Source organism: uncultured Veillonella sp. (assembly GCF_963543145.1).
Classification (GTDB): domain Bacteria; phylum Bacillota; class Negativicutes; order Veillonellales; family Veillonellaceae; genus Veillonella.
Genome location: NZ_CAUTZP010000006.1, coordinates 21,138 through 40,977, shown reverse-complemented (window position 1 = coordinate 40,977; position 19,840 = coordinate 21,138). Strand labels below are relative to the sequence as shown.

At 38.4% G+C, this 19,840-nt stretch carries 15 protein-coding genes; all 15 read right to left on the bottom strand.

Features of this window, described 5'->3' with window-relative positions; all coding sequences use genetic code 11:
• Positions 1-19: 19 nt before the first annotated feature.
• Complete coding sequence (gene lpxA, locus RWZ05_RS04100) at positions 20-832, bottom strand: acyl-ACP--UDP-N-acetylglucosamine O-acyltransferase (protein ID WP_314642373.1); 813 nt, start codon at positions 830-832, stop codon at positions 20-22.
• 20 nt (positions 833-852) lie between these two features.
• The gene (fabZ, locus tag RWZ05_RS04095; protein ID WP_314642371.1) at positions 853-1,278 is read right to left on the bottom strand and encodes a 3-hydroxyacyl-ACP dehydratase FabZ; all 426 of its coding nucleotides are present in this window, start codon (positions 1,276-1,278) and stop codon (positions 853-855) included.
• Complete coding sequence (gene lpxC, locus RWZ05_RS04090) at positions 1,275-2,114, bottom strand: UDP-3-O-acyl-N-acetylglucosamine deacetylase (RefSeq protein ID WP_314642368.1); 840 nt, start codon at positions 2,112-2,114, stop codon at positions 1,275-1,277. The genes fabZ and lpxC overlap by 4 nt, the downstream gene beginning before the upstream one ends.
• 263 nt (positions 2,115-2,377) lie before the next feature.
• On the bottom strand, positions 2,378-3,280 hold the full coding sequence (locus tag RWZ05_RS04085) for a lysophospholipid acyltransferase family protein (RefSeq protein ID WP_314642367.1): 903 nt from the start codon (positions 3,278-3,280) through the stop codon (positions 2,378-2,380).
• Positions 3,281-3,286: 6 nt separating this feature from the next.
• Positions 3,287-4,318, bottom strand: a complete 1,032-nt coding sequence (gene lpxD / locus RWZ05_RS04080; RefSeq protein WP_314642366.1) for a UDP-3-O-(3-hydroxymyristoyl)glucosamine N-acyltransferase — start codon at positions 4,316-4,318, stop codon at positions 3,287-3,289.
• A 31-nt stretch (positions 4,319-4,349) separates the two neighbouring features.
• Positions 4,350-4,877: a hypothetical protein gene (locus RWZ05_RS04075; protein ID WP_314642364.1), complete on the bottom strand. Its 528-nt coding sequence runs from the start codon at positions 4,875-4,877 to the stop codon at positions 4,350-4,352.
• Positions 4,878-4,888: 11 nt separating this feature from the next.
• Entirely contained in the window at positions 4,889-5,860 is a 972-nt protein-coding gene (locus RWZ05_RS04070; protein WP_314642363.1) for a hypothetical protein, read from the bottom strand.
• Positions 5,861-5,892: 32 nt separating this feature from the next.
• Positions 5,893-6,378 (bottom strand): OmpH family outer membrane protein, encoded by a 486-nt coding sequence (locus tag RWZ05_RS04065; RefSeq protein WP_314642359.1) that lies wholly within the window; start codon positions 6,376-6,378, stop codon positions 5,893-5,895.
• A gap of 118 nt (positions 6,379-6,496) precedes the next feature.
• Entirely contained in the window at positions 6,497-8,698 is a 2,202-nt protein-coding gene (locus tag RWZ05_RS04060; RefSeq protein ID WP_314642358.1) for a BamA/TamA family outer membrane protein, read from the bottom strand.
• A gap of 177 nt (positions 8,699-8,875) precedes the next feature.
• Positions 8,876-13,162 carry a translocation/assembly module TamB domain-containing protein gene (locus RWZ05_RS04055; protein ID WP_314642356.1) on the bottom strand — a complete coding sequence of 1,429 codons (4,287 nt, stop codon included), beginning with the start codon at positions 13,160-13,162 and terminating at the stop codon, positions 8,876-8,878.
• Positions 13,163-13,491: 329 nt separating this feature from the next.
• Complete coding sequence (locus tag RWZ05_RS04050) at positions 13,492-14,952, bottom strand: TolC family protein (RefSeq protein ID WP_314642354.1); 1,461 nt, start codon at positions 14,950-14,952, stop codon at positions 13,492-13,494.
• A 42-nt stretch (positions 14,953-14,994) separates the two neighbouring features.
• Entirely contained in the window at positions 14,995-16,254 is a 1,260-nt protein-coding gene (locus RWZ05_RS04045; RefSeq protein WP_314642352.1) for an MlaD family protein, read from the bottom strand.
• Positions 16,254-17,012 carry an ABC transporter ATP-binding protein gene (locus RWZ05_RS04040; protein ID WP_314642350.1) on the bottom strand — a complete coding sequence of 253 codons (759 nt, stop codon included), beginning with the start codon at positions 17,010-17,012 and terminating at the stop codon, positions 16,254-16,256. The genes RWZ05_RS04045 and RWZ05_RS04040 overlap by 1 nt, the downstream gene beginning before the upstream one ends.
• Before the next feature lie 20 nt (positions 17,013-17,032).
• Positions 17,033-17,794: an ABC transporter permease gene (locus RWZ05_RS04035; protein ID WP_314642496.1), complete on the bottom strand. Its 762-nt coding sequence runs from the start codon at positions 17,792-17,794 to the stop codon at positions 17,033-17,035.
• 31 nt (positions 17,795-17,825) lie between these two features.
• The gene (locus RWZ05_RS04030; protein WP_314642348.1) at positions 17,826-19,832 is read right to left on the bottom strand and encodes a SpoIVB peptidase S55 domain-containing protein; all 2,007 of its coding nucleotides are present in this window, start codon (positions 19,830-19,832) and stop codon (positions 17,826-17,828) included.
• Positions 19,833-19,840 lie beyond the last annotated feature (8 nt).

The following is a 19,840-nucleotide window of genomic DNA, read 5'->3' as shown; positions in this document are numbered from 1 at the left end:
TAATACGAGGTCCTTACATTTAGTCGCGACGTGTACGCATAATGCCACGATCGGCATTGCGCAAGAAGCGTAATAAGTTTTCAATTTCTACGGAAGAATCTAGTTGCAGTTCCATCTCTTCAATAGCTTTGGACAAACTAAAACCAGAGCGATAAATAATACGGAAAGCTTGTTTCAAATCTCGGCGTACTTCCTCAGAAATACCCGCACGAGATAAGCCTACAGAGTTAAGACCGATAACACGTGCTGGTTGACCATCAGCGATAACATAAGGTGGAATATCTTGTACTACCTTAGCCATCCCGCCAACCATTGCATTGCGACCGATTTTAACAAATTGGTGAATGCCAGCAAGGCCGCCAATTACCACGCGATCTTCAACGATAGCGTGTCCAGCAAGACCTGCACAGTTACTCATAATTACATTGTTACCAACGATACAGTTATGAGCCACATGTGTACATGCTTGAAGCAAGCAGTTATTGCCCACTCGTGTTTCTTCACCTTCTCCAGTAGCACGGCTAATAGTCACGAATTCACGGATAACCGTTTCATCACCAATATTACAATAGCTTTTTTCGCCTTTAAATTTTAAATCTTGCGGTTCCAACCCAACAGATGCGTTTGGATAAATTTCACAACGCTTGCCAATGGTTGTCCAACCACCAATTACAACATTTGCACCAATTTTTGTGCCGTCGCCAATCTCGACATGTTCGCCGATTACAGCTCCGGGGCCTACGATTACATCTTTGCCCAATTTAGCATTTGGATGGACTATGGCTGTACTATGGATGTTGGATTCTGCATTTTCCATGCCTACAACTATCACTACAATCACTCCTCATTCTATTATACAAGGGCAAACATGTATTCACCACTAGCGCACAATTTATCGCCTACATAGGCACGGCCTTCTACCTTGCCCATTTTGCCTTTAATCTTAACGATTTCAACTTCCATGCGCACTTGGTCACCAGGTTTTACTGGATGACGGAAACGTACTTTATCAATACCTGTAAACATTGGAGTAAGACCACGGTTTTCTTCTGGGTACAATAAAGCAATACCGCCAACTTGAGCAATTGCTTCTATAAGCAATACACCTGGCATTACTGGGTTACCTGGGAAGTGACCTTGGAAGAACAATTCGTTGAATGTAGCATTCTTAATGCCCACAGCACGTTTCATAGGTTCTAACTCAACAATTCGATCTACCAAAAGCATTGGGTAACGATGAGGTAAAATTTCTAAAATATCTTCGTGATTAAGAATCATGGCTGTGTCTCCCTTATTTCTTCCATTATACTGCGAGCCAATCTAGAATTTAATTCATGACTCGATTTCAAAGCAATTACATGACCTTCTATTGGTCCTAATAAGAATAAGTCACCTATAACGTCTAGCGCCTTATGACGAACTAATTCATCATCAAAGCGTGGTACAGATAAACATTTTTCATCATCATAGACTAATACATTATCTAGGCTACCGCCTTTTGCAAGGCCCATGGCCTGTAATTGTTCTAACTCTTTCATAAAGCCAATAGTCCTTGCAGCTCCAATATGTTCTTTAAAATATTCAGGAGATACTTCAAAGTCACATTGTTGTGTGCCAAGCAACGGATGACTATTAATAGATGTGAAAGTCATTCGATAGCCATCATATGGCAAAACGACTACAAATCGATCACCATCATAAATACCATGTGATCGTTTAACTTTATATACTTGACGTGGTTTTGCTTGTTCTTTAATACCAGCCTCTTCAATAAGGCCTATAAAAACAGCACTACTGCCATCACCTACAGGAGGCTCTGGAGAATTTATTTCTATATAACAATTATCAATATTCATAGCACTGAACGCTGCCATCAAATGCTCTACAGTGAATACCTTTGCCTCACCATTTTCCAATGTGGTAGCGCGCATAGTGTTCGTCACATTATCAATGTGTGCTCGCACAGAAGGATGACCTTCAATGTCCGTGCGGACAAACACAATTCCTGTATCTTCAGGTGCAGGTCTGAAAACCATATGTACTGGTTCACCGCTATGAAGGCCAATCCCTTGATATGAAACAGCCTTTTCTATTGTTTGTTGGGGCTTACTCATAAGAATGTCCTTTCATAATCTGAATTCACGTTTACTATACACCAATATGTATTATACCCTATTTGCATAGGTGTTACAAGAAATTTACCACATATTACGCTATTTTGAAAGGCTATTCTTATTCTTTAAAATTAAAATAGCCTATTTTTAAATACTGCGTAATAATTTCCAAAATAAAAAGAGATTTCATTTATGAAGCAGGAATCAGTTCTATCTAGAATATTCTTACTTATACATAAACAAAATCTCTTTATAATTATTTATTATTGGTATACATCAGGTGGTATTTCTATTTGTTCGCCATAGAAACGACGAGTCCACTTCCAACGGTTGTGAAGCCAGAACCAATCTTCAGGATAACGTCTAATATAGTCTTCAATAAACTCATTAAGTAGAGTTGTAGTAACAGCTATATCGCGTTTTTTATCATCTGTACGTTCCACATAAATCGGTGGATGAACTTCAATCTCATGTTTTCCAGAGTATGGACTATAATGTATGGTCACAAAGATAATCGGTACGTCCTGCATACGAGCCAACACAGCGGGGCCAGCAGCGGTTAATGTTTCATAACCAAAGAATGGTACAAGAACTCCATCATCACCTGGATCTTGATCCATGATAAGCCCTAAAAAAGCGCCCTTTTTAAGTTCATTAATCATTTCACGTACACCCGTTTTATACGTTACATGTTGGTTCATAAGACGACGATATTCATTGATAAACTTGTCTGCGTCACCATTTTGTTTCATGGCTACTGAAATCAATGGATAGCCTTCAGATGCGAGTACACCGCCAAGCAATTCCCAGTTGCCACTATGAACAGCTGCTAAAATAGCCCCTCGACCGTTTTCCAAAGCATCATCTAAGTACTCGCGATTAATAAACTCTACCATATCTTTGTATGCGCCATCTTTAATCTCAGGATATCGCAATACATCAATAATCATACGCCCAAAGCGTGTCGTACTAGCTTTAGCAATACGACGCGCTTCTTTAGGATCATCCGTAATATTACAGAATAGAATTTGGCCTATTGCTAGGCGCTTGCGTTTTGGCGGTACCGCCAACCACGCAATTTCACCAAGCAATGTTCCAATAGCATATTGCAAACCTTTAGGTAATAAGCAAATAAAGGCACTAAAGATTTTCATAAACCTATACATGGATTATTAGCTCTCCTTAAGCTGTGCTTTCAAAGCATCAATTTCTTTTTGTAATTGTTTTACAGTTTTCACCATATCTGGCAAACGAGTTTCATAGGCTGCCAATTTTAACCACTCTTTATGCGGTCTCATCGGATAACCCGCCATGATGGAATTAGATGGTACATTACCTGTAATACCAGTTTTACCGGCAAATTGTACATTATCACCAATTGTAATATGACCAGTACAACCTGTTTGACCTGCAAAGATTACATGGTTACCACATTTTGTACTACCTGCAATGCCAACTTGAGCAATCAAGAAGCAATCTTCACCAATTTCAACATTATGTCCAAGGTGAACAAGATTGTCAATTTTTGTACCACGACGAACTAATGTAGAACCCATTGTAGCGTTATCAATGGTAGTACAGGAGCCAATTTCTACATCATCCTCAAGGATAACATTGCCCACTTGCGGAATGTGAGTATGAACACCATTCTCCGTAGCAAAACCAAAACCTTCACCACCAATAACTGCTTTAGCGCGTAATACAACACGTTTACCTAAAATACAGTTTTCATGAACAATAGCACCGGCATAAATATCGGAATCTTCACCAATACGCACATTATGACCAATATAGACATAAGGGCGAATCGTTACATTATCACCGATAACAGCATTATCATTAATAACACAGTAGGCACCAATGGCTACATTTTTGCCAAGAGTTACATTATTGCCAATAATTGCAGTACTATGTACCTCGCGAGGCACTACAACAGGTGGATGGAAGAGCTCTAACACTTGTGCAAATGCTGCTTTTGCATTATCAACTATGATTTGTGCCATCGGTGCATCTTTCACTTCAGATTCAACGATAACAGCACCCGCTTGGCATAATGCGATATGTTCAACATATTCACCAACAGCAAAAGTGATGGATTGTTTTACAGCTTGTTCAAAGCCACGTGTCTCTGTAATGACAATAGACTCATCGCCTACAACGCGACCACCTACCAATCTTGCAAGTTCCTGTAAAGTTTTTTCCAAGGTAAACTCCTCCCCCTGTGATAATCCTTAATTATTGTGCACTCTCAGTGGTAACTGCTGTAGCTTGACCTGCTTGTTGAGCATTTTGTTGAGCTTCTTGTTGCTCTTCAGCTTTTGCAGCCTCTTCAGCTTCTTTAATTTGAGTATCAGAAGCTTTGCCCATTCTAGTGATCAACTCTTCAGTCACATCAGATCCACCACCAACAACAGCACCTTTTTCAATAATAACATCAAGGTTTTTCTCTTTTACAAGCTCATTGATTTTTTGCTCTTGATATTGGTGATATTCTTGTGCTTTTGCATTTGTGAAAGCAGTTAATTCTTGAGAAGCTTGGTTATATACGTTTTGTTTGGAAGCATCATCAGCAGCTTCAATTTTCTTGTTCAACTCAGCTTTTTTAGCGTTAATTTCTTTAGTAATCTCGATACCTTTTTCAGTGCTGTTAGCTACTTTAATTGTATCAACATAACCGATATTATTGGAACCACAGCCACCTAAAATCGCCATGGAAGCCACTAAAGTTGCACTCAATACTAAAGATTTAATACGTTTATTCATTATATAACTCCTTATTGAACTCGATAAGATGCCTTTACTGCATCTGTAATATCAAGCTCTTTAATATTACCACCATCATCAATGATGACTAAATCTAAATGTTGTTCTTTTGCAATTACAGCTACGCGCATGCGTACATCTTCTAAAATAGCTTCATGAATAGCACTTACTTCAGCCTCTTTATCAGAAAGCTTTTTCGCCCACGTATCATTCCACTCTTGCGCTACAGGGAGGTTATTATTAGCAATAATCGCTTGTGCTTGTTGTTGCACCATAGTATCTCGTTTTTCAGCTAATTCCTTCTGCAAAGACGCCGCATATTGGTTAAGTTCTTCTTGCCCTTTTTGTTGCATTGGAGCTAACTCAGCTTGTACCTTCGCCTTAATAGAGTTAATATCTAAATTTGATGGTTTTCTCTTAGCTAATAATTCTTTAAGTCGTTCTTCTTTCGCAGCTTTTTCAGCCATTGCAGCCTGCTTTTGAGCATCATCAATATATACACGTGCATCATAAGCATACAAGTCTAATTGAAGATTTACGATTTCTAAGTCGTATTCATTAGTACTAACCTTTAACTCAGCTAGGTATTTTTGAGTTAATTCGTTACGCTTAGCATTTAATTGCCGATTTAATTCATTTTCTTTTGTTGCAATACGCGTTTGCAATTCCACCGTAAGAGCATCTGACAAAGTTGAATCCAGTGCAAGTGTTTTTAATTGTTCATCTTGTGTCTCTGACTTGGCATTTAAAGCTTGTTGTTCAAGTTCATATTGACGTTGTAATAGTTCTAGCTCATTCTTAGCTTGTTTATAATCCTCATAGGATGGATTAAATTCTAATACGTCATCAATACGCACAACACCTATTGATACCCCATCAAGGCCCTGTTGGCGATTTGTTACAAAACCATAGGCCCAAACCATAGCACTTATTGCAGCAACGAGAAATATGACTAAACCTATATATCGTTTTCTCCCGTCCATTGTCGTTCTCCCTTACATAGAACTACAGCTTATTATTTTGCATCACTAGCTAATTTTTTCAACACTTGATCCGTAATATCTACGCCACCGTACAATACAGTATCTTTAGACATAACAACGCTCAAGCCTTTGCCCTCGCCAACGGCTTTTGCCGCTTCCATAGCTTTATCTTGGATGGATTTTGCAATTTCTTGATCTTTTTTAGCCAAGTTTTGACGCATTTCGTCTACTAATTTTTGTTTTGTTGCATCATCTTGTGCAGCATCAATTTTAGCTTGAGTTTCTTGTTGTAATTGACTTTGATAACTCATGAACTCTTGTGCTGCAGACACAAATAATGGATTATCTTGAGACATCATACGAGATGTATCGATAACACCAATTGTACTAGACCCACCATTACCACTAGGCGTAGCCATTTGCGTATATGCTAATGCACCAATACCGATAATAAATATCGTAGCAATGACGATGGAAAAAATCTTCACATTCGTCTTGTTATTCATCATTCGCATCATAATAGAGTGCCCTCATTTCTATAAAATTTCCTGTAAATTAATGCATCAAAGGATGCCATATAGAGATATTGGTGAAAGCCTCTTCGAAAAGAGGCCTCCACCATATACATTTACTATATTAGAATTGTGTGCCGAAGCTGAAGTGGAATTTATTTTCGTGTTTACCCACACCATAATCAAGCTTAACCGGACCAATAGGTGTTGTAATACGAACACCAGCACCAACGCCATAGTTAAAGGATTTTTTACTGTTATACCATGTAACATTAGGCGCATCCCATGCATCGCCGATATCAGTGAACAATACGCCACTAACCTTTTTAACGATTGGGAAACGGAATTCCAATGTAGCATTGTACATGTACTTACCACGGAATTGATCATCTTCGTAACCACGTAAGGAGTCAGCACCACCCAATGTAAATAATTGACTATACGGTGCATCACCTTGGATGAAACCACCACGTGCGCGGAATGCCAATACGTTTTTAGCACCCAATTTTTTGTACATACGCGTTTCTGCTGTAAATTTATAGAAGTCAAAATCACCGCCCAAGCCATGACCAGCCCATTGCGCTGTATAGGAAATACGACGACCACGAGTTGGTTCATAAATATTGTCACGGGAATCGTATACCTTTTGCCATGTAATGGAGTTAATTCGTCCAAAGTTATTTTTTACGTAATTATTAGATGCAAAATTCCAGCTACCACCAGTATTTGGGTTTGTATTATTCCAATCATTACCGCTACCACTTGTATTAGAGATATCATCTGTGTCATAACGGTAGCCAGAGCTATCATCACTATCCCATTTATAGGTATCTTTACGGGATTCTAATGTCAAGTAGTCACGTGTATATTCCCCAGTTTGACGGCCGAAGGAAATATTGAAGCCACGAGATTTCTTGTTGTATTCTGCTACTTCATCACCATCTTCGTTGTAATCTGTATATTCATCTTCACGGTTGAAGAAGGAGAAGCCAAGAGATGTGCCTTTGCTATCAATCCAAGGTTTCAAGTAAGAGATTTGGTAGTTTTTATATTTTTTCTTACCACCGATTTCCCAATGAACCTTGAATTTATCACCAGTACCGCGGAAGTTATCTTCACCAAACTCAATAATCCCCATCAAACCATCAGATTTGGAGTAGCCCGCACCTAATGTAATAGTACCAGTTTTATGTTCCAATACGTCGATTTCAATGATTACATTGTTAGGATCTTGTTCGCCAGGCAACATACGAACATTTACGTCGTCAAAGAAGCCTAAGTTGTATACACGTTCTACGGAACGACGTACCAAGAATTTATTGAAAGGTTTGCCTTTCTTTTGAACAAATTCACGTGTAATAACTTTATCGCGAGTTTTTTTGTTACCAGCAGGAATGATATCCTCTACAATGCCTTCTACGATGTGTACATGAAGCACGCCTTGATCATCTACACGGATACCGTCTACATGAGCCAACATGTAACCATCACGAGCGTATGCAGCGTTGATACCTTGAATTTTTTGACCAACGTATACAGAGTTAAGGACTTGACCAGGTTGGATATCCATGAACTTAGTCAATACTTCAGATGTGTAAACAGTATTACCTTCGAAGGATACGCCTGTAGTAATTGGATTTACTGTTACAGCAAAGTCCAATTTAACGCCTTCAGGTACTGTTGTGAACACAGGGTTTACTTCGGAGAAGTAACCTGTATTACCAAGATTAGTAACATCTTTAAATACACCATCTACAGATACGGTATCGCCAATTCGTTCAGACAAAATAGGCAATAAATCTGCTTGTTGTTCAGCTGTAACACCAGAGATAGATACACCTGTAATCAATTTACCTACATATGGATTTACAGTTTCTGCACTAGCAGAAGAAACATATTGCGCCTCTACAGTTGTAACAGCTTGCGTTTGGCCATTTTCTGCAGCCTTATCAAGGTCAGTACCACCTGTAGTTTTAGATACCATTTTTACTTGTTTGTCATCAGTTTTTAAAGCTGCATTATTTACTGTAACAGTGCCGTCAGAACCTTTTACTATAGTGCCATCGCTGGATACTGTTGTATCACCACGAGCAGCTAAAATAGCCGCATCAGTTTCATCTTGTGTAGTTGTAGTAGTTGCATCAGCATTATAAACAGCTTGAGTAGTGGCTGCATCATTAGTAGTAGCAGCACTAGTTGTTGTTGTGCTATTTAAATCTGGAGTATAGCCAGCTTGTACCTCAGCAGCAAAGACACTGCCTGTCCCCATGACAGCCGTCAACACAGACGCTGCAAGCATACTTTTATAGGCTTTTGGTTTAAACATAAATTCCTCCTAGAACTCATCCCCATAAAGAGTTTACTTCTTGTTTTATAAAGACTAATAAATCTTTATCATTATAGCATAAATTATGTGGAATGAGTACTACTATAAACAAATTTTATGAAATTAATATGACTAGAATGTGCATACCTATGGGATTTGCACACTCTAGTCACACACTTAGAAGCTTCGTGTCCAACGACCACCCAAATAATTGTTTCCTTGCGATGTATGCCATGCAGTGAACTTAAGATTTCGTTTAACAGAATACTCTATACCATATTTATTTTGCTTGTTATTGATACCTTGAGAATAGGTCAACATAACTCTCGGTAATACATACTTACCAATTTCAATATTGTAGTTACTTGCCGTGTCCTTATTGGTCGGCTCATCAGGATCAATAGAACCAGTAGTGATATTGATTCGATCCAAACCTAAGGTATTTTGCAACGCATCTTGTACATAGCCAAAGGCAAACATTTGAAGACCAGCAGTAGCCACAGCATTAACGTCATCATTTGTCAACGTACTACTATTAGAGTCAGCACCGCGACCAAAGGTCAACATAGAAATAATTTGTTTACGAGACAGACTTGGATTAGACGTCAATGTTAAATCCATATGATCTACTGTCCCTTTTACTCCCAGCATAATATTATAATTGTTTACATTAGTTTCAGCTTCTAATTGTAAATTTGGCAAATAAGAACCACCCAAAAAATGAGCTTTCCCTTTTGTAATATTAAATACATGGCTCAAGTATTTGAATGTACCATTTCTTACATCGAATTGACCACTAGCTGTTGGATTTTGCAAGGTACCACCAAAGTGAACATCACCACTGATAAACATGTCATACAACGTGCGATCATACAAGCGTACGCCTTTACCTGCACGAACAGTGACATCGATACCCATATTTCTAGTACTTTCAGTAGATTCCATGGAAAGCGGAATTTTAAATTGAACCTTTTCTAGATTTAAATTCCCCATTAATGTAGGCAAACCATCTCTATCTACAATATAAAGCTCACCATTTAATGGTCCTCGAACATATTCGCTACGCACCTCTAAATCATCGAGCTGAACTGCGGCCTTATAATTAGTAACACTATGTCCAGACCAGTTTACTTTAGCCGCTAAACCTGCAGAGCCTTTCCCCATATTAATACGGGATTGGAAATCACCTTGTTGACCAGAGAAAATTAAATCTCCATCAATACCTGTGATTTCATTATCCACACTAGCTAACTTCATCGTGCCATTGCGAACTGAAACTGTACCATATGCTTCAGGTTGATCGATAGTACCAGTAAGTCTAATAACACCTTTTAACGGACCAGTTGCATTTTTTACACTCGTCGTAACAAGAGGAATAACCGCCATATCAGCTTCATTAAAGTCAATTGTTACATCCATGGACTTGCTGTCATTTGCCGGAATATAGCCAGACGTATAGATAGCGGCTAACGGAACCTTACCGTAGATGCTTAACTTGTAACCACTTTTAGTACCTTGAATTCGTTGAATTTGAATGACTTGATCTTGCATTGTAGCCAATGCAAAGCCTTCATCGATACCAATACCATTAAAGGAACCAGATTCTACAGCACCAGATAATTCTACTTTAGGATTTTTCGTTTCTCCAGAAACGTTTATAACACCCGTTACCCATCCTGTAGCCTGAATATCCTTACCTACTAACGGCAAGAACGGTACAATATCAACATCCTTTAAAGCAACCTGTAAATCCGCTTGACCATCAAGATCTAATGTACCACCCATGGCAACAAGGCCTTCGTCAACAGGCAATTTTAAGGTTGTAATTTTGAACTTACGGTTTGCAAGACTAGCATTAATTGTAGCGTCACCTACAACCTTGTCATCAATACTTACATCACTAATCTTACCTACTACATTAACACTTGGATTATCCTTTGTGCCCCCAATTTCTACAGAGCCATTTAACTTGCCATCAAGATGTTCATTTGAGCGATCTAGTAAGTTTAATAAATTGTTTACGCTACCATTAGTAACATCTAAAGCGCCAAATAATTGTTGGCTATCGTCAAGCTTCATGCCGCCTCTAGCAACATATCGACCTCCATCTTTTTCAGCAAAGGTAAAGTCTTGTACATTTACTACCGTTTTATCTACATACACATGACCATGAATATCATTTAATAATACCCCATTAATCGATAATGCATCGGATAATATGTATCCATTAAATTGAGGATTATCCATAGAACCCGTGATAATCCCGCGCCCCGATAATAAACCATCAACTTGATGGTCTGTGTTGATGAGCAATCTGCCCATATCAATTTTCTTACCTTCAAAGTCAACATTAATGGCGTCTTTAGAGATTGTACCTCCACCAGTGATAGTTGCACCATAACCTTCGACATCAAATCGATATAGCTCTAATATATCATTCTTATAGTTGTATTTTACAAAGGCATTAGTTACAAGTTTTCCATACGCAGAACCATCCCATAAATGAGCACGACCTTCTATAATAGGATTCGCTGCAGTACCTGTAATATGATTATCTGTTTCAAACCAACCTGTAATTGGAATATCTGTAACTGTACGAATTAGATTTTCAATACGTACTGCACGAGCTCGTGCATTTAAGTCTAATGCATCAGTATTAAGGTCATACCAGCCCGTTACATCATAGCCACCACCAGAATCGCCAACATGTCCATTGGTGATGGTAAGAACATGATTATCCAACTGAAAATCCCCATGGATATTATCAAATCGAGCCCCTTTATAGTGAACCTCTTGTCCCCATACAGTGCCGGTCACATTTGGATTATCTAAAATACCTTTTATTGTAATAGACGTATTCAACGTCCCATCTACATCTTGTCCGATAATAGGGCTTAATGACGTCAATGGTAATGCATTACCAGAAATAGTAGCATCTACATTGCCATTTTGGATATAACCATATCCACCAAACGTACCATCCCCCATATTTCCTACAATGGTAAGATTAGTTCGATTGTCACTATGTGTAAAATTAGCTTTCACAGTATCAATTACTACACCGCGAATACCAATTTGGCGCCCTTCAACTGCGCCCACTATATCCGTAACTTGATTGTTTTTTCCTAAGATACGAACCTCACCGTCCACATTACCTGTAATAGGGGTGGATAGATCTTTTGTAAAAGTATCCAAAGGTAAATTCTGAGCCTTTACGGTAGCATCAAAATCGCCTGTATCAACTACATATTGACCATTAATCTTTACATTACCTTCGCCAACTGATAAGCGTGTATTTTCAAGGCGAACTAATCCATCATTAAAGATAATATCGCCTTGTACGCGATCAACATAATACCCGTTATAAGAAATACCATCACTGCTAATCGTAGCATCTACACTAGGAGCTACCGTTGTGCCACCAATATGTGCACGACCACCTATAACACCAGTTACGCCTACATCGGTAAGCGCTTCTAAAGCAACCTTATCAGCCACAACATTGAGATTTAGATACGCTTCCTCTTTACCTAATGTAACAAGACCATTAACCTTGGCTACTTGATCATTAACACGCCAAGAGCTACGACTAATAACGATTTGGTCACGATTTAGCATAATGCGGCCCGAACCATCGGTAATATTATAAGTAGTATTACCACTCTTATAGGTACCTGTTAAGCCCTTAAAACCGACATTACCACTCATAATGTAATTTCCATCTTCGCTTTTAATATTGAGATGTAAGTCTTGTAATTTCCCACCCGTTACAGATAAATCTTTATGAAGTGGTACAAAACTCACGATACCTGCCGTATCAATTTCATCTGCTTGTACAAAGAGATCAAAATTAGATACATGGTTCATATCAATGTTGCCATTTAATACAACAGAAGAACCATCAACATCAGCAGTAAATGCCCCTTTAGACAATCCACCCATATTAAGTGCCATTGTACCATCGAGACTTTCTACATTTCTCTTTATTCCATCTTTGGTTCGTACAGCTACGCGACCATCATGTATTGTAATAGAACCATCAAAGCTACCCGACTTATTAGGATCAGATGGTTTTACTAACTTTTCTACACTCCACGATCCATCAGCTAGCTGCCAGATATGAAGATCCGGCGCCTCTACAATCACACTTGAAATAGCCGTTACCCCTGATGTATTACTTGTAATAATACTAGGTAAAGCAGATAGCTTAATTCCTACTGCTACCTCTCGTGCAGTCCCTACTAAATGATTATCTCTATCTTTAATAGTAACGTCCGTTAGAACTACATCACCATTCCAGTTAATACGTAGAGAATCATAGTTTACAGATCCGTTTATGGCATTATTTACTTGTTCTTTAACCATAGGCGCTACATAGGTCTGAGCTATAGGATTTATACTAGCACCAGCTGCAGATATTCCTAAAATTGCGGCTCCTATGAGACACCACTTTTTACGGGTCATAATGATCTCCCATACACATTATAAATACTATAAATATATATATTAATCTTACCACAGACACAGTAATAACTATAGTGTTTTAGGGGTAAATTTTATAAAACTAATATAATTTCATACTAATCAATTTCTGCTATAAGTATACTGCCAATACAGTCGCTCTAATATAAGTACATTAAGTTATACGACTATACATATATCAGCAATTAATTGCTTTTTTACAATAACATAATCAATCTAAACTAATATGAAATACTCATATAAAATACTGAAGTAAATACTAATATAGAAAAAAAGACGACCTCGGTCGTCTTTTTAGGTTACATATTATATTATTGATTGCTGCCAAGTTTTGCTAATTGTTCAACTGCACCACTGTTTGCAATAATTTCAGCCCCTTGTCCAACTGGCGTATTCAATGGAACACCTGTCAATTGTTCAAGCTCTGCAATGCTAATATTATAGTTATAAAGAGCTTCTACATAGTTATTACGAGCATCTGTTAATGTAGTTTCAGCATTGAGTACATCAAGGCTTGTACCAACCCCTGCACGATAGCGAAGTGTTGCAATACGGAAGTTTTCTTCACCTTGATTAACTGCAGTTTGAGTACTGTTAATTGTTTGCTCAGCAGAGCGCAAGTTCAAATATGCTTTTTGTACAGCTAATAATACAGTATCAATAGCAGCTAAATTAGCTTCTTTAGCTTGTTCAAGTTCTGCATTTGCTTTTTTTATGGCATTTTGTGTAGCACCGCCATCCCATAAACTCCAAGATGCACTAGCACCTACGCTCCAAGATTTTGTACTTGTACCAAAGTACCCATCTGGATCAGTATAACCACGCCCAATGCTTACATTTACTGTTGGCAGGTAGCCCGCTTTTGCAGACTTAACAGCTTCTTCAGCAGATTTTACATCAAGGGCAGATTTTACAAGAGCGGAACGATGAAGCATAGCATACGCTTTAGCTTGCTCTAATGTGACATTGTACGGCTTATATTGTAAATTACTTTCTACCGTAGTAATAGATGTTTGTACAGGGTATGCGATGACTTTATTTAAGTTAGCTTCTGCTAAATTCGCAGTGTTTTGTGCTTTTAGAAGTGTTGTTTCAGCATCAGCAAGATTTGTCTTAGCGCTCAATACATCAGAACTAGCTACTAAACCGACATTATATTGAGCCTCTGCATTTGTTAACTGGCCTTGATAATTTTTAACAGTTTCCTGAGCCACATCAACCAGGTTACGATTCATAATCAATGTATAGTAGTTGTAAATAGCATCGTATTTGGCTTGTTGAAGTGCTTCTTCATAACTAGCACCAGTACCTTCACGTGTATAACGAGCAGAATCAATGCTTGCATCAAGTTGAGGATTAAATACAGGCGCTGTAATAGAGAAATTATGGCTACCAGACTTACCACTACCAGAATCGCCACCATTTCTATTTACGCTCCAACCATAACTAACGCTTGGATTTTTACCAGCTGCTACCTCGCTAACTGCAGATTTTGCTGCCTCATAACCCCACTTAGTTTGTTTTGCAGTACGGTTATTCGCTAATGCTAACTCAATCGTGCGCGACTCATCGAGGTCCAATTTGCTCTCATAGGTCTTGCTATCTTGCACAGATTTTTCAGCTAATTGCTTTTGTGTTAATTGAATGGCTTCTTTTTGATATTTACTTAATTGATCTCCATTATTAACAGAAGTTGTAACTACATCAGCAGCCATTGCACCTGTAGTAGCCAAGGAGAGCATTACGCCTAATGATAACACCTTTTTATTCATAATATGTACCTCCATATTCATCCAACGTGAATATATTAATCTTTAGAATACTTGTTTGATACCAAAGTAGGTACCACCATTCGTGGAACCGAATGGTCTTGTCATTTGAATAACCCCATAAGTATCTTTATGTAAACGTATATCACTACGAATACGATATTTACGATTGTTAAGATCATATATAGCTGCGGACAAGGAAATTGGACCGCCTAAATTATAATCAGCACCTAGGCCTAATTCACTTTCAAATATACCGCCGCGCACTAACCATTTAGAACTAACGAATCGACCTACATTCAAGTCAAATTTAGTACCATCTCCAATATTGGAAAGGCCAAGCTCAGCCATTCCTTTATCATTAAAAGCACGAAGTCGGCCATTAATGCGGAATTCATCATCTGTTGTGTTATACAACAAATCTACAGATGGCTCGATTTTAGTAGACGACTTTTTTTCAATATTATTTCCGGCTACAACATTTCCATTTGCATCAGTTTGATACGACGTCCCCCCCATTAATTTATTGATACGAGCAGAGATTTGCGCCGTATTATGTAATGTTTCCTTAATATTTTCTTGTGCCTTAGAATCTGTTACGGTAGACTCCATGGAACGAGCCATATTATCTACGCGATCCGTAGTTTGTTTTAAATTAGTTAAAATAGCACGCATATCATTACCAGCATTACCATCAGCGTTAAATTGCTGAGCAGCTTGATTTAACTGAGCAGTAACATCCGCCATATTTTGCGTAATGGCTACTGCATTATCAGCCATCACCGCCGTAGATTGCAAGGAATGCTTAAGCGCATTTTGTGTTGCTGGGTCACCAATAATACTATTGATAGACTGCAACATTTTTTCGGTGCCTTCCATTAATTTCTGAGCACTTTGCATGGCTTTATCCATAGCATCAGCGCCTTCCCCTTTAACAGAGTCCCCATCTTGTAAATATACTTTAGATTGGCCCGGTGAAATTTGAATAAATTTATCACCCAAGAAACCATCAGAACCTAATGTGAAAATAGAATCACTTGGAATCTGAGCTTTTTCATCAAGTTTCATCTCAACTATAACGCCATGCGGTGTAATTTCAATATTAGAAACTGACCCAATAGCTACGCCAGAAAACTTAACTTGATTACCATTTTTCAAACCATTTACTTGGGCAAAATCACCAGTAATTGTCATTTGTGGTTTAGCCCATATATCAATGCGTCCTACAAACAGTATGCCCGCAATAAATAAAGCTATACCTATTATTGTGAAAACCCCTACCTTGGCCTCCGTCGTCCACTTCATTATATATCTCCCATCGCAGATACGTTAATCGGTTCTGCTTCGCCATTAATAAACTGTTGTACCTTTTTGTTTGTAGAATTCTTAAAGTCTATTGTATCAGAAATTTCTACAAAATGCCCCTTATCAAGTAAAGCTATGCGATCGGCTACAAAAAATGCAGATTGCATATCATGTGTTACTACGATAGAGGTACAACCAAGCCGATTTTGCATCCCTTTTATCAGCATACTAATTGTACCTGATGTAATTGGATCTAAACCAGACGATGGTTCATCATAAAGAATTAAACTAGGATCTAGTGCAATAGCACGAGCTAAGCTAACACGCTTCTTCATACCACCAGATAATTCATTTGGCATATAGGACTCATATCCCTTAAGACCAACCCAGTCGAGTCGCTCTGCCACAATGCGTTTAATCTCGTCTTCCCCTAACTTCGTATGTTGACGTAGACCAAAAGCTACGTTTTCCCCCACCGACATAGAGTCAAAAAGAGCAGAGTATTGGAACACCATGCCCATTTTTCTACGTACTGTATTAAATTCATCTTCAGATAATGTTGTTATATCTGTGCCATCTACGATAATCTGACCCGATGTAGGACGTTGTAAGCCAATCAGCAATCGAAGTAGTGTACTTTTACCACTACCACTACCGCCTAATATAACTAATGTTTCCCCATCATTAATAGTGAGATTAACGGAGTCTAAAATCACACGCGACTCATAGGCAACTACAACATTGCGTAGTTCTATCATAAATTCCTCTAAAACCTCTACTAATATAACAAAGTAGATAAAAAGTAATTTAATACAAATACTAAAATGATACTAGTTACTACAGAACTAGTTGTGGAGAAGCCTACTGCTTCTGCGCCCATTTTAGTTTCCATCCCCTTATATGAACCTACTAACGCAATGACCGCACCGAATACACTCGATTTAACTAAACCTAATGTAAAATCAGAAATAGTAGAGAACATTTGAATGGAATCTAAATATGTACTTGGGGCCAAACCTTTAATAGCAGTAGCTACAAAGTAACCACCGGCAATACCAATTACCATACCGTAAAAGGCTAAGATTGGCACCATTACCATACAAGCCACGACACGAGGAACTACGAGGTAACCTACTGGATCAACAGCCATAACCCGAAGAGCATCAATTTGCTCGGTTACCTTCATAGTACCAATTTCTGCAGTAATGGCAGCACCTACGCGGCCAGCTAGTACGACACCTACTAAAATAGGTCCTAATTCACGGCCCATAGCTACCGCCATAAGACCACCAACTGTACTTTGTGCGCCATACGTAATTAACACATCTGTGATCTGCAAAGTCATAACCGCCCCTGCGAAGAGCAGCGTCAAACTTATAATCGGCAATGAATCCACCCCTAGGTGAGCCATCTGCTGCAACACATGCCACAGATTAATCATTTTTAGTTGTCTTATAGTGTGCCATACCAATAATGTAGCACTACCCATCTGCGATAGGCCGTTTATTACAGTTCTACCTATCGATTCAAACCACTTCAACAGATTCACCCATTCCTCTTACAGTCTTAACTTATTCAGCTGAATTAGTACCATCAACATTAGACTCGCCTTTTTTATCAGCCTCTTTAGACTCCTTTTTATGGGAATCTTGTACATCCTTTTTATCGGATTTTTTAGCTTCTTTTTTATCAGCTTTGTCGTTCTTTGCTTGATCTTCCAACTCTAGTTTATGTTCCATCTTGATCTGATTTTTAACTTCTTTCATGCGTTTAGCTAATTCTTTATCGCGATCAGCTGGCTTCATAACATGAATTGTAAATTGACCATCGCCCTGTACGATGTACTCAGTATCAACGGCAGTCTTTTCGATTTTTTTATCATCATCTTTACCAGAGCTCAAGTCTTCTTGACCTGTTTTCTTTTGTACATCCCCTGGCATAGGTTTTGACTCAACATCTTTGATTTTTGCTTTTTTAACAGATTTAGAACCATCCTCATCAACTAGACTAATGCCATCTTCCAAAAATTCTACGACGATTTGATTATTTGTATCTGTTTTTTGAATTTCATCGAAAAGCTCATTAAAGTCTTTATGAATTTTCAAACGACGCAAAATTTCATCTGTTAAATTATATTTTTGTTTTTCTAACACATATGGCAATGGAATTTCCCCACCACCACGTACCTCTAAGGTATACTTGCCAATTGCTTGATCTTCTGGAACCTTAAAGAAGATTTGTTTAACAACCTTTTCACCGCGGAACGGTTCTAAAGTCACATCTACAACAATTGTATCCCCAGGAGAAACAACAGTAGATGATGCAGACGCATCAATGAGCTTTGCTGTTTTCTTATCTTGTGTTACCTCTGTCTCTACAGAGATATCGGAAATTTCATAATTAATAAATCGGTTATTCATAAGAACATCGATAACATTATAAAACTCATCAACAGCTTTCTCTGAGATAGAATCAGAACTATAGAACATATTGGTTCGTGTCAACGGTTTATGCTCTTTACCTCTTGGTGTAATCGTATAAGAAATTGTAGCTGTACCAGCTCCACTACGATCCAATGTTTTATTCAACATATTATATAGAGATGTAGCCGCTAGGGTCGGTGTCATTTCACTATCTTCAATGACCTTAACAGAGCTAGTTTTATCACGGCCCATATCAAGATCTTTCAAATGGAATCTCATAGGAATCCCTGGCGAAATCACACCAGAAACACCAGCAATACCAGCACCTCTATCTTCAGTTACAGAGCCAACTTCCTTGCCCATAGAGCCCAATTTAAAAGCAGCATCATAACTCTTAACAACTGTAAAAATACTCGCATTATGCATGAAGTAGTTTGAAGTTCCATGCTTCAAGAACGGATGACCAAAGGCTACGATTTTTTCACCATCTACATAAGTAACAGTACCAATAGCCCCTAATTTAAGATCTCCATCAACTAATAATGCTGCTACGGATCCACCAGCCTCTAATGGTTTAGCAATTTCATCACCACTAGCACTGGCTGTATCATAAGTTTCATATTTATATTGTGGCAACTTGGATTTGAAATAATCCATAGATGCTGCATCAAAACCATAAGCCATAAGTGGAGTTCCAAGAGGAATCAATTGTTTATCGTCCCATGGTCTAGATAGATTTTTCTCATATGGAATATTCCATAATTTTACCATATCTTCGATAGGGGTAATCATCCCAATCGTACCATCTGCAAAGCCCCAGCCATAAGCAACAGCGCCAACGAGCTTGTCATTTATATATACAGGACTACCACTCATGCCGTGAGCAATACCACCGGTTTGTTCCATAACAGGACCGGAGAATTTCGCCAAAATAAGATGACCAGATGGTCCCTTATCCTTCATGACACCAAGCACCTTTACATCAAAGGTGGAAATAGTATCCCCTTCAATTACAGTTTTTGCAATGCCTTCCATACCTGTAGTTACATCATTGACAGGCATGAAATCGACAGCCTGTGCAGCTGTAAGTGAAGTACAGAAGAAAAGCGCCAGTATCGTTTTTCTATACCGACGCCAAGAATGAGAAAACTTCATTCCTTCTC